The sequence below is a fragment of the Burkholderia sp. BCC0097 genome (genome assembly GCF_902832985.1).
GTDB classification, from domain to species: Bacteria; Pseudomonadota; Gammaproteobacteria; order Burkholderiales; family Burkholderiaceae; genus Burkholderia; species Burkholderia orbicola.
The window spans coordinates 348,483-360,597 of record NZ_CADFDM010000002.1 but is presented as its reverse complement, the minus strand read 5'-3'; the positions used below and the strand labels follow the sequence as shown (position 1 = coordinate 360,597).

General features: G+C 67.1%; 11 protein-coding genes. 6 read left to right on the top strand and 5 right to left on the bottom strand.

The features are described from left to right. Positions 1 to 58: 58 nt before the first annotated feature. On the bottom strand, positions 59 to 1,180 hold the full coding sequence (locus HWX07_RS06875; protein ID WP_175875709.1) for a TauD/TfdA family dioxygenase: 1,122 nt from the start codon (positions 1,178 to 1,180) through the stop codon (positions 59 to 61). Between the two features lie 395 nt (positions 1,181 to 1,575). Between HWX07_RS06875 and HWX07_RS06870 the strand changes: the two genes are divergently transcribed. Then, positions 1,576 to 3,018: an MFS transporter gene (locus tag HWX07_RS06870; protein ID WP_175875708.1), complete on the top strand. Its 1,443-nt coding sequence runs from the start codon at positions 1,576 to 1,578 to the stop codon at positions 3,016 to 3,018. Between the two features lie 52 nt (positions 3,019 to 3,070). Next, a complete protein-coding gene (locus HWX07_RS06865; protein ID WP_012336904.1) occupies positions 3,071 to 4,339 on the top strand; it encodes an ATP-grasp domain-containing protein in 1,269 nt (422 codons plus the stop codon). A gap of 18 nt (positions 4,340 to 4,357) precedes the next feature. On the opposite strand, the gene HWX07_RS06860 is transcribed toward HWX07_RS06865, so the two are convergent. Then, complete coding sequence (locus HWX07_RS06860) at positions 4,358 to 5,233, bottom strand: LysR substrate-binding domain-containing protein (RefSeq protein ID WP_012336905.1); 876 nt, start codon at positions 5,231 to 5,233, stop codon at positions 4,358 to 4,360. A gap of 147 nt (positions 5,234 to 5,380) precedes the next feature. Between HWX07_RS06860 and HWX07_RS06855 the strand changes: the two genes are divergently transcribed. Both HWX07_RS06855 and HWX07_RS06850 read left to right on the top strand, forming a co-directional pair. Next, the gene (locus tag HWX07_RS06855; protein WP_175875707.1) at positions 5,381 to 6,325 is read left to right on the top strand and encodes a hypothetical protein; all 945 of its coding nucleotides are present in this window, start codon (positions 5,381 to 5,383) and stop codon (positions 6,323 to 6,325) included. Positions 6,326 to 6,362: 37 nt separating this feature from the next. Further along, positions 6,363 to 7,574, top strand: a complete 1,212-nt coding sequence (locus tag HWX07_RS06850; protein WP_175875706.1) for an ATP-grasp domain-containing protein — start codon at positions 6,363 to 6,365, stop codon at positions 7,572 to 7,574. Here the strand turns inward: HWX07_RS06850 and HWX07_RS06845 are convergent. Continuing rightward, complete coding sequence (locus HWX07_RS06845) at positions 7,558 to 8,754, bottom strand: MFS transporter (RefSeq protein WP_175875705.1); 1,197 nt, start codon at positions 8,752 to 8,754, stop codon at positions 7,558 to 7,560. The two genes, HWX07_RS06850 and HWX07_RS06845, sit on opposite strands and share 17 nt — an antisense overlap. Positions 8,755 to 8,849: 95 nt before the next feature. Between HWX07_RS06845 and HWX07_RS06840 the strand changes: the two genes are divergently transcribed. Further along, on the top strand, positions 8,850 to 9,743 hold the full coding sequence (locus HWX07_RS06840) for a LysR substrate-binding domain-containing protein (protein WP_175876150.1): 894 nt from the start codon (positions 8,850 to 8,852) through the stop codon (positions 9,741 to 9,743). A gap of 66 nt (positions 9,744 to 9,809) precedes the next feature. Here the strand turns inward: HWX07_RS06840 and HWX07_RS06835 are convergent, their stop codons facing one another. Beyond that, entirely contained in the window at positions 9,810 to 10,424 is a 615-nt protein-coding gene (locus HWX07_RS06835; RefSeq protein ID WP_175875704.1) for an NIPSNAP family protein, read from the bottom strand. 96 nt (positions 10,425 to 10,520) lie between these two features. On the opposite strand from HWX07_RS06835, the gene HWX07_RS06830 reads away from it, so the two are divergent. Next, the gene (locus HWX07_RS06830; RefSeq protein ID WP_175875703.1) at positions 10,521 to 11,441 is read left to right on the top strand and encodes a LysR family transcriptional regulator; all 921 of its coding nucleotides are present in this window, start codon (positions 10,521 to 10,523) and stop codon (positions 11,439 to 11,441) included. 183 nt (positions 11,442 to 11,624) lie between these two features. Here HWX07_RS06830 and HWX07_RS06825 read toward each other — a convergent pair whose 3' ends face one another. Further along, entirely contained in the window at positions 11,625 to 11,849 is a 225-nt protein-coding gene (locus HWX07_RS06825) for a hypothetical protein (protein WP_012336912.1), read from the bottom strand. Positions 11,850 to 12,115: the final 266 nt, after the last annotated feature.

Genomic DNA, 12,115 nt, shown 5'->3' with positions numbered 1-12,115 from the left:
GCGAGGGCGGGCAGCGGGTCGGCAACGGCCGGCGCCGGTCGCTACCCAGCCGGATCGATCACGCAGGCGTCGCTTCGAGTTCGACCGCGGCCGCACGTCGCGGCGCCGGTTGCACGACGGGCGACGGCTGCCTCGCCTGCGCCGACTCGCCTGCATACAGCGCCTTCGGGTCGAACACACGCGCCTGCAGCGGCGTGAACGCGCGGAAATTCCACAGGCTGCGCGCGACGAACACGCGCTGCACCCAGCGTAACGCGCGGTCGTTCTCGTCGTACTGCGGATCGAAGCGGTCGCGCGAATGCAGCGTGAAGTGATTGTTGATCAGCACCAGCTTGCCCGGCGATACCTGCACGCCGAACGACACCTCGCGCACCGCGCGATACAGGTTGGCCAGCGCCTCTTGCGCGCGCGTGTTGACCGCCAGCACCATGTCCGGATAGAACGCGACCGTCACGCGCGGCGCATCGAGCGGCCCCGACAGCACGGCGCTCAGGTCGGTGTTGTCGCGCGGCGTGGGCGCCGCGCCGCGCCACCGGTACGGCACACGGATGATGTAGTGCTCGCCGTAGAGTTGCGCGATATCGTCCGGCGACAGCAGTTGCAGCGCGCGGCGCGCATCGGCGAGCCGCGTGTACGGGCCGCCGCCGGCCTCGCTGCGCACGCCGAGCAGCAGCAGCGCGAACGGTGACGTGTCGCCTTCCGGCATGTGCGCCTGCGCGGCGTTCTCGATATGAAAGTCGAGCTCGACCTCCGAGCCGAGGCCCGTGTAGTCGCGCGCGGTCGCCTTGTGCGGCGTCAGGTTGTTCACCAGTTCGCGGCCCTCGTGTGCGATCGAGTAGGGTTCGCCGGCCAGCGTGCTCAACGCGACCAGCACGTTCTCGCTCAGCACGCCGGCCTTGAACGAGCGGCCGGTTTCCTCGAACCGCGGGCTGCCCTTTACGTCGTCGTCGATCGGCAGGTTGTCGATCTCGATCGAGCCGTGCGCGTCCGCGGTCGGCGCCTTGGCACGATCGAATGCGTCGACGATCCGGTCGGGAAACGCGTTGTAGGCCAGCTTGCGGACTGCGCTGATATAGCCTGCGCCGCCGGCCGGGTCGTAAGCCAGCGCACCGAGCGCCTGGCGAATGTGAGCGGATTCCGCTGCCGTCAAAGCGATGCGTGCATCTGCGAGATAGGTCATAGGTCTCTCGTATAAAGATCTGGTTCGAAGAGCGGCGTGGCACACCGCCGCGCTCCGCCGTCCTCGGGGCGAAGCGCTCGACAAGACTAGGAGACCGTCATTGCATTGCGAAATGATATTAATTCGATTGCAAACAAAAATTATCGATATAAGTTCAGCAATCCGCGCGGAACCGGTTCACGTCCCTTGCGCCATCCCTTAACACGAATACTTGTTAAAAAATCGCTGCTTATTATTTGTATTCGCCAACGGGTCGATGCTAGTTTTCTGTCGGATTCGACGATGCGGCCAGCGCCCGACGGGCAGCCGGCTTCCTTCATCCGCCATACGGAAACCCGCCCGATGAATCGATACCGCCTGCCGCCGCATACTTGCAGCACGCCCCGGGAGCCGCGATGAGCGACCGTGCCCCGACGCTCGACCGCGTCGACCGCGTGCCGACCACCGCCCCTGATTCGCCCCGCACGTCGCTGCGCGCGATCTTCCCGACCGTCGCGGCCGCGAGCCTCGGCTTCGCGATCGTCCAGCTCGACGTGACCGTCCTCAACGTCGCGATTCCGAGCCTCGGCCACGCGTTCGGATCGAGCATCCACGGGCTGCAGTGGATCGTCGATGCGTACACGCTGTCGTTCGCCGCGCTGCTGCTGACGTCCGGCACGCTGGCCGATCGCTTCGGCAGCCGCCGGCTGTTCGCGTACGGCCTTGCGCTGTTCCTGCTCGCATCGCTCGGCTGCGCGCTCGCGCCGTCGCTGGCCGCGCTGGTCGCCGCGCGGGTCGCGCAAGGCGTCGGCGCCGCGATGATCCTGCCCACGTCGCTCGCGCTCATCACGCATGCCTGCGCCAACGATGCCGCCGCCCGCGTGAAAGCCGTCGCGTGGTGGAGCGCGACGGGCGGCGCGATCAGCGCGGCCGGGCCGACGCTCGGCGGCCTGCTGATCGATTCGCTCGGCTGGCGAGCGATCTTCTTCATCAACCTGCCGATCTGCGCGCTCGGGCTGTGGCTCACGCTGCGCCACGTGCGGGATTCGGCCGCCGCGCGCACGCGGCTGTTCGATCCGGCCGGCCAGTTCGTCGCGGTGCTCGTGCTCGGGCTGCTGACGGGCGGGATCATCCGGGCCGGCGCGCATGGGTTGGGTGACCCGTATGCGGCCGGCGCGCTGATCGCGTCGGCCGTACTCGGCGCGTTGTTCGTCGCGATCGAACGGCGCGTGGCCGCGCCGATGCTGCAGCTCGCGTTGTTCCAGGTCCCCCGCGTGCCGGGCGTGCTAGCGATCGGCGCGGTCACGAATGCGGCGTTCTACGGGCTGATCTTCTCGCTCAGCGTCTATTTCCAGAACGCGCGCGGCTTCACGGCGACCGAATCGGGGCTCGCGCTCGCGCCGCTCACGATCATCATGCTCGCCAACATTGCAAGCGCGCGGCTCGCGGTGCGCTACGGCTTCCGCGCGACCGTCATCGTCGGCCTCGCCGTCTCGCTCGCCGGCTACCTGTGGCTATGGCAGACGCTCGCCGCGCACACGCCGTACCTGCTGCTGGCGCCCGGGCTCGCGGCAATGGCGATCGGCGGCGGCATCGCGATTCCCGCGCTGACGTCCACGATGCTCGGCAGCGTCGAAGCCGGCCGCTCGGGCACCGCGTCCGCAATCCTCAATACCGCGCGCCAGGTGGGCGCCGCGATCGGCGTCGCGGCACTCGGCGCGCTGGTCGCCGGCCAGGGCGCGGCAATCACGGCCGGTGCGGCGCGTGCGTTTGCCATCGCGGCCGTGCTCGTCGCGATCAGTGTCGTGCTGGCCGTACGCTGGCCCCGCGACGCATCCGGTACCGGCACGCAGGCCTGAGCGAGCCGTCGCCCGACATCCTTCAACCGATCCCCATCCGAGCGAGGAATCCATGCAGCATCGCTTCATCGATACCGTCCTGATCGTCGACGGCGCGTCGACCGCCGCTTACCTGGCCCCCGCGTTTCGCGCATACGGCATCCGTTGCGCGCATGTGATCAGCGACCCCGATCTGCCGGAAATCTACCGGAACCAGTTCGTGCCGTCCGACTATATCCGCCAGGTCCAGCATCGCGGCGACATCGACGCGACACTCGCGCAGTTGAGCGATCTGCGGATCGGCGCGGTGCTGCACGGCCTCGACGCGGCGCTGGAGCTGGCCGACACGCTGGCCGAGCGGCTCGACGTGCCGTCTCGCAACCCGCTCTCGAGCTCCGCCGCGCGACGCGACAAGTTCGCGATGAACGAACGCATTCGCCAGGCCGGGCTGCGCGCGCCGGCGCACTTTCACAGCACGTCGGTCGATGAGGCACTCGATTGGGCGCGCGCGCACGGCACGCTGCCGCTCGTCGTGAAGCCGGCGCGCAGCGCGGGCGTGGCCGGCGTGAAGATCTGCCGGACGCTCGAGCAGGTCGAGGCCGCCGCGCGCGACGTGCTGGCCACCCGTTCGCTGTACAACCAGCCGAACGACGACATCGTGATCCAGAGCTATTCCGAGGGGCAGGAGTACATCGTCGATTCGGTATCGTTCGAAGGCCGGCACCGCGTGGTCAGCCTGTGGGAAGTGCATCGCGACCGCACGCATGCGCCGCGGCTCGACAAGATGCTGGTGCTGAACCATGCCGACCCGCGCTACGCCCCGCTGCTCGACTACGCGGCCGATGTGCTCGACGCGCTCGACGTGCGTTTCGGGCCGACCCACCTGGAGCTGTTCGATACGGCCGACGGTCCGACGATCGTCGAGCTGAACGCCCGGCTGCACGGCAGCCTCGATCCGCGGCTCACGAGTGCGGTCAGCGGCGAGAATCACGTGTCGGCCGCCGTCGAAGCGGTGCTGCATCCGGAGAGGCTGTTCGGCGACGTCGCCGCGCCGACGGATTTTCGCGGGTACTGCGGGCACGTGCTGCTGCTGTCGTCGCGCAACGGCGTACTGCGGCAGGATTTCACGTGGCAGGCGATCCGGGCGCTGCCGTCGTTCGTCGGGCTCAAGCAGTGGATCAAGGTCGGCGACACGCTGCGCGTGACCACCGACCTGCAAACCGCGCTCGGCACGGTCGGCCTGTACAGTCCGACCTTCGAGCGCCTGCTCGAGGATTGCCGGCGGATTCGCGAGATCGAGGCCGATTTCTTCGCGGACGAAGGCGCGGTTGCGCCGGCCTAGAGCCGCGTCATGCGTGTATCAGCGCGCGAGCAACGCCCCCGCCTGCCGGCCGAGCACCGCGCGCAACGCGTCGAGTTCGGGCAAGGCAGGCGCTTCGTCGGGCGTGACGAGGTAAGTGGTCACGCTGTCGAGATCGTCGAACGCATGCGTGCGCAGTTCCTTGCGCGCCACGTGTTCGGTCGTGATCCGCTTCGGCAGGATCGCGACGCCCATCCCGGCCGCCACGCAGCCGAGGATCGCGCCGAACGTGCCGAACGACGACACCGATTCGATCGCGATGCCGCGCGCCTTCAGCCAATGCTCCGCGACCGCGCGATATGGGCAGCCATCGTGAAACGCGAGCAAGCGCACCGCGTTGTCGGCCAGCAGCTGCCGGCGCGTGACGGTCGCCGCGCTCACCAGCACCATGTCTTCCGCGAATGCGGGCTCGTAACGCAACCCGGGCCGAACCACTGCCCGTGCGGTCAGCGCCGCATCGATCCGGCCGCGCAGCAGCGCCTCGGCCAGATCCGGCTCGCTGCCGATCTGCACCGCGAGGCCGAGCGCCGGATCGCGTTCCTTCAGCGCGGCGGCCAGCGCCGGCAGCCGCGTGGCGGCCGTGCTTTCCATCGAGCCGAGCCGGAAGCTGCGCGCAACCGGCGTTTCGCGCACCACCTGCGTCGCCTCGTCGACGAGGCGCAGAATGCGGTCGCAATACGGAATCAGCCGGCGCCCGGCATCGTTCAGCACCAGCCGCTTGCCGTGCCGGTCGAACAGCGGCGCGTCCAGCGACTCCTCGAGCTGACGCAGCCGCGCCGTGACGTTCGATTGCGTGCAGCCGAGCCGTTCGGCCGCACGCAACGCGCTGCCTTCCTGCACGACGGCCCGGAAAGTTTCGAGCAGAGGGATGTTCATATCGATTTCTCTTGTTACCGATTCAGTTTATATCATTTTACTTCGCCCATCATCCGGATTAGCCTAGGGCATGTTCCGAGGAATCCGCATGCCATCCGCTGCCTGCTCCGGCTTCACGCCCGTTCGCCGCCCGCCCGAGGTTCGTCCGTGCGCGCATTGATCGCCGCGCTGGTGCGGCGCGGCCCGACCGTGCTCGCATGCGGCGTCGGCCTCGGGCTGCTGGTGCCGCCGCTCGCGGCGCTCGCGCGGCCGCTGATGCCCGTTACCGTGTTCGTGTTCGTGCTCGGCACGCTGCTGCGCGTCGAGCCGAGCGCCGTGCGCGCGGTCGCGCGACGGCCCGCGGTGTCGCTGCTGCTGCCCGCGATGACGATGATCGCGTGCCCGGTCGCGCTCGGCGTCGCCGCGCGGCTCGCCGGCCTGCCGTACGACTGGGTCGTGGCACTGGTGATCGCCTACTGCGCGCCGCCGTCGAGCGGCACGTCGACGATCGCGCGGATGCTGTCGCTCGACGCCAGTGTCGCGCTCGTCGCGACCCTCGCGTCGATGGTGTTCGTGCCGCTGACCGCGCCGCTGCTGACCGCCTGGTTCAGCCACGACGCGGCGGTGTCGATCTCGCCGACGAGCCTCGCGCTGCGGCTCGCGCTGCTGATCGGCAGCGCCGAGGGCGTCGCGCTGCTCGTGCGGCGCTTTGCGGGCGCACGGCTCGCACGCCATGCGACGCCGATCGACGCCATCGTCGTCGTCGCGCTGCTCATATTCGCGCTCGGCACGATGGCCGGCATGCAGCAGTCGATCATCGACGCACCGCACCGCGCGTTGGCCGCGATCGCCCTCGCATTCGTCGTCAACGCGGGTTTTCAGATCGTCGCGTACGGGCTCACGCCCGGCGACGTCCGCACACGCCTGAACGTCGCGCTGATCGTCGCCAATCGCAATGTCGGGTTGATGTGGGCCGCGCTCGGGCTGGCCGCGACACCGACCATGGCGCTCGTGTTCGCGTGCGCGCAGTTGCCGATCTATACGCTGCCGCGCGTCGTCCAGCATCTGCTGCCGCGCCTCGAGGCGCAGCGTCTGCGCCGGCGCGCACGCTAGCCGGTTTCCCTCTTCCGCCCTCGATCAAGGATTCCTCATGAAGCGACTCATCGTGATCGGCGCACGCGCCACCGGCAGCAGCATCGCGCTGGTACGCGCCGCCCTCGCACGCCAGGCGACCGTGACCGTCATCACCGCGCCCGGGCATCGTCTCGACGGCGTGTTTCCCGACGGCGTCGAGACGGTCAACCTCGCGCCCGACGCCGGCCAGCTCGCCGGCTGGCTGCGCGCGCGCTTTCCGGACGAACTCGACACGCTGCGCGTGACGACCGCGCACGATACCTATGCGCGCACCGCGGCATGGGTCGCCGACGCGCTCGGGTTGGCCGGCCCCGATGCGCGGCATGTCGCGTATGCGGTGTCGAAGTCGAACCAGAAGGCGCTGTTCGCCGAGCACGGCATCCCGGCCGCGCAGTTCGTCGCGGGTACGCTGGCCGCGCCGGCTGCGCTCGCGGCGGCTGCTGCCCCGTTGCGCTTCCCGGTCGTCGTCAAGCCGTCGGAAGGCTCCGCGAGCGACGGCGTGCGCCGCTGCGAGGACATCGCCGCCGTGCGCGCGCAGCTCGACACGCTCGGCGCCGCCGCGCAAGCCGACGCACCCGAGCTTGCGACCGAACGCGTCGTCATCGAGGAATTCCTGGCGGGCAGCGAATATTGCGTCGAGTATTTCGACGGCCGCTACGTCGGCGCGCTGCGCAAGCTGAAGCGACATGGCGCGGGTTTTCTCGAGCGCGGGTATACGTCGGAACTCGATCTCGACGCCGACACGCTGCGCGCGCTGATCGACGTCGGCACGCGTGCGACGGCCGCCGCCGGGCTCACGTGGGGGCCCGTGCATCTCGACTGCATCGTGCATGACGGCGTGCCGCACGTGATCGAACTGAATCCGCGCATCGCGGGCAGCTTCATCTGCGACATCGTGCGCGACGGCTACGGCTTCAACGTGGTCGAAGCGTTGCTCGACAAGCTCGACGGAAGGACTGTGACGATCCCAGCGCTGTTCGAGCCGCACGCGTATGCGCGCGCCGAATTCCTGCTCGACAGCGATCCCGGCGCGTGGCGTTTCGCGCGGGGCGGGGAGATCGACGACGGGGCGGTCAGGATCAGCTACGGGCCGCAAGTGCTGCCCGATCGCGAGCGGCGTGCGTTTCTTTATGTGCGGGTTGCGTTGCCGGCAGCGCACGGTGCGGCGAACGGCGCAGGAGCGGCGGCTGAGCGCCGTGAATCGAAGTCGACTACCGAGTCAGCCTGACTTCAGGTGAGCGTGGTTTGCTTGCGCCGGCGGGAGGCGCCCCGCGCCAGAAGAAAAACACGAGCACGCCTGCGATCGCCTGCGCTACGACGACGAATGCGACGCAGCCCACCCAGCCCCACCGATTCCATGCGGGAACGGGCAGGACCGAGCCGAGACTGCCGCCAAAGTAATAGAAGGACAGGTAGACGCCGATCGCCGTCGATCTTGCACCCGGTGCCGCGCGCGAGATGAACACATTGGCCGACGCCTGCTCGACGAACACCGCGGTTGAACTGAGCGCGAGACCGGTCAGGATCGCGACGACACTGCCCGACAAGGTCACCAATGCACCGACCATCGCGAGCCCGGTCGCCGCGAGCGCGAGATCGCGCGGGCCGCGTTTCGCCGCGACGCGGCCCGCGAGCGGCGTGACGACGACCGCGACGAGAAACACCGCATAGATCGCGCCGATCTCGACCGTATTGAAGCCAAATGGCGCGCGGGCCAGCCGCAGTCCGACGAAGGTGAACGTCGCGACCTGCGAGGCGAGCACGCATGCGCCGACCAGAAACGAGGCCAGCAGCGGGCCGCGCGTCAGGAGCTTCCAGCGCGGTGTCGACGCTCCCTCGCCTTCCGGACGCGCGACACCGGACGACGGCAGGCACGCGTGGATCGCGAGGCCCGTTGCGAGACACAGGACCGCGATGAAATCGAGCGCGTGACGCCAGCCGAACCCGGACGTCAGCACGTTGGTCACGAAGCGTCCGGCGAAGCCGCCGAGTGTCGTGCCGGCGACGAAGAGTGCGCTGACCTCCGTCGCCGCGTCGTGGCTGAAGATCTCGCCGATGCAGGCGATCGAGATCGCGAAGATGAACGGCATCAGCATGCCCGCCGCAAAGCGGGCGGCGAGGAACGATGAGAAGCTCGCCGCGTGTGCCGACCACACGACGGGAAGCGCACACGCCACGGCAGCCCACGAAATCACCGTTCGGCGATCGAAGCGGGCAGCCAGCGCACCGACGAACGGCGCGATAATGGCAACCGCCAACGTGGTGGCGCTGATGCCCTGGCCTGCTCGTTCCGCGCTCACGTTGAAGGCCGCGGCGAGTTCGTGCAGGATGCCCTGCGTCGAATAGAGAGTGAGAAAAGCCGCGAAGCCGCACAGGAAAAATGCGAATCGGATGGTTCTGTTGCCCACTGGTGACGCCCTCTCTGGTGTGGGTGACAGTCTGACGAGTGGACGACACGCGTGCCAATACTGATTTCGTGGCCATTGATACCGAAACGACAAGAATGCTCGACCTACGCCGCCTCCGCTATTTCGTGACCGTCGCCGAAGAATTGCACTTCGGACGCGCGGCGTTGCGTTTGCGTATCGCCCAGCCGCCGTTGACGCGCCATATCGCCGCGCTGGAAGCCGACCTCGGTATCCGGCTGTTCGAACGATCGACACGTGCGGTACAGCTCACGCCGGCAGGCGCGCTGTTCCTCGAACACGCGAGGAGCGTCATTCATGCAGTCGACGAGGCGGAGGCAACGGCGCGCAAGATGGCGCAAGGTATGGTCGGTCGCGTCGTGATCGGCTATGCGAGTTCCATTCCGATGTTCGACGCGTTTTCGGACATCATCCGCAATGCGAGCCGCAGCATGCCGGAAGTCGAGCTGGCGTTTCGGGAAGTATCGACCGCCACTCAGCGCCAGCAGATCGCCGACGGCACGATGGACGTCGGATTCGGCTGGTCAGCGGCGAAGGCACCCGGGGAGCGCATCCGGTCCCTCGTCGTGTCGCGGGAGTCGCTCGTCGCCGCGGTTCCCGCCCGGAGCAAATACGCGGACAAGGCGACGATCGAGTTCCGTGAACTGGTCAAGGAGGACTTCGTCACGTTTCCCGCGGGTTACGGTTCCGCGCTGAACGCCGCGCTCGAGGATCTGTGCGCGCAAGAGGGCGTTACGCCGCGGACAGGGCCGACCGCGTCGCAGATCACGACGCTGGTGTCGCTGGTGGCCGCGGAACGCGGCGTCGCCATCGTGCCCGGCTTCACGTCGACGTTGCAACGCTCGGGCGTCGCTTACGTGCCGCTGGCGAGGCCGCACGTTCTTGAATTGGTCGTTACGTGGTCCGAACCGTTCTCGTCGAACTGCGTCGAGCAGTTCATCGAGTTTGCCAGGTCGATCACGCGCGGCTAGGTCCTGTTGACACAAGCCCCGATCACCCGAGCGGAAAATACGTGACATCCAGCGCGAACGGTGCATTCAACGCAACGGCGACCACGTCTCCGGCAAGCCGATCGTCGACGTCGCCCTTTCGATCTGTTCCGGCCCGCCTGCCGGCGGCCACAGACCCTCGGCGTAGTGCCGCTTTCTCAACGCCATGCGTTCTTCCAGACTCGAGAATCCCCAGATGTGCGTGATGCGCGGCGGCCCATCGAGCGCGTACATGTTGCAGACGAGATGCGACGTATAGGCCTTGGCCGGGCCCACCGCACGTTCCCACGCGGCCATGGTCGGCGCGATACCGCCGGCTCTCAGCCAGTAACGACGAATCTCGTAAAAGCCGCCGAATGCACCCGGTTCGATGTCGGGTAGAAAAGGAAAAAGTGCATGGCTTTCCATGGCCAATCGAACGGACGCGCTTTCAATGCCGAAAGGTCGCGCGGCGCGCAATGCCCGATCGCGTTCATGCTGCAATTCATCCATCGTCTCGAAGCCACGCAGCACGACAATCCGCGATAGCTCACCGATTTCCGTGCGCCATGCGCCAAGCAGCCGCCCTTGCGCGCCGGCATCCGATACCCAGCGATGCGCATGGCGGGACACCCTGTCCTGGTCCAGAAGCGGACACGACAACGTCGTGAGTTCATACGGCATATCTGCTCTCCTTTCGCTCGTCTATCGCACTGTATTTCCAAACCGGTGGCCGATAAACGCGCATCACCTTGAAACAGAATCCAGTACGATTGCGCAATGGACCTCCTCAAGGCGATGGCCGTATTCGTCCGTATCGTGGAAACGGGTAGCCTGACGGCGGCCGCGCAGGCGGCCGATCTGTCGCCGACCATGGTCGGCAACTACCTTCAGGCGCTGGAGAGCCGGCTGGGCGCGGTGCTCGTTCACCGCACGACCCGCAAGCAGAAGGTCAGCGCGTTCGGCCACGCTTACTACGAGCGATGCGTCGAAATCCTCGGTCTGGTCGACGACACGGAACAGCTCGCGCTCGCTCACCTCAAGCAGCCACGAGGGCGTTTGCGCGTGACCGCGCCTGTCGTGTTTACGACCGAGTGCCTGATTCCCGCGCTCGCGGACTATTACCGGCGCTACCCGGAGATCAAGCTCGATATCGTCGCAACCGACTCGCTCGCCGATCTGTTCGACGAAGGCTTCGAGGCGGCCATTCGCATCGGCACGCTCGCCAATCCCGATGTGGTGGCGCGTCCGCTGGCGCCATATCGACTGGTGCTGTGTGCGTCGCCCGCTTACGTTCACGAACATGGCGCGCCGGCTACGCCGCACGCGCTAGGCGAGCATCATTGCCTGACGTATGCGTATCCGCCCCGATCGGAATGGCATGCGGCGCAAACTCAATGGACGCTGGAAGGGCCGGATGGGCCGATGAGCCTGTCCGTGGACGGCAGACTGAAAATTGATAATGCGGACGCGTTGCGCCGGGCGGCATTGAGAGGGCTGGGCATCGCGATGCTTCCTTCCATCTTGATACGCGACGACATTCGCGAGAAGCGCCTCGTCGAGATCATGCCGGACTTCGCCGGCCCCGAACGGGAGATGAATCTGCTTTATCTTCAGGAGAGGCAGCAATCGCCGAAGCTTCGCAGCTTTACTGAATTCGTGGTCGACCGGTTCGGCGCCGAAACGGCCTGTCGGACGTGAGGCGGTTGCCGCCGATCGCGAAAGGCGTCGTATTCCATCGACACCTCGCGATTTCGACCTGATGTGCGTTTCCGTCCTCAGCCACCGTGGTCGTTCGTCCGCACCGGCCCGCGACGGAATGGCGCCGAAGCGACGGAGCTCGAATCGGATCGCGCCGCCTCCGCCGCCCGCAGGGCGTTGCCGTTAGCCGCGCGAATCGACCCAGTTGCGCGCCCAGCGTGCCGAATGCGCGAGCGCTTGTGCCTCGCTCGTGAAGTAATCGAGCGAATAGAACTGATAGCGGCCTTCGTTGTGCATGCTATCGGCGCGTTCGAGCAGGAGGTTGGATGAAAAGCTACCGTCGGGCAAGCGATGCGCCGAGGGTTGGACGGCATAGCCGTTGTATTGTTGAATTCGTTTGTTATGCATTTTAATTTTAATGATGTTCGAGTGCGCGCGTGCCGTGCGAAATGCGCATGGGCACACCGATTCAAAGCCATTGCGGACTGAATCTGACGCAGTCGGAAAGCGAAAATAAGGCGTTGCGGCCGGAGGGGAATGAAGTGCAACGAGACGTGTGGCGCTCGGCTAGCTGAATCACTCGATGCAGCTCAAGGCGATCGCGCCAACTTGGGGAGGTGAAGCTCCGTTGGGATGTCGCTGCGACCCGGCGTCCGTCGTCGGAGGCCGGGCCC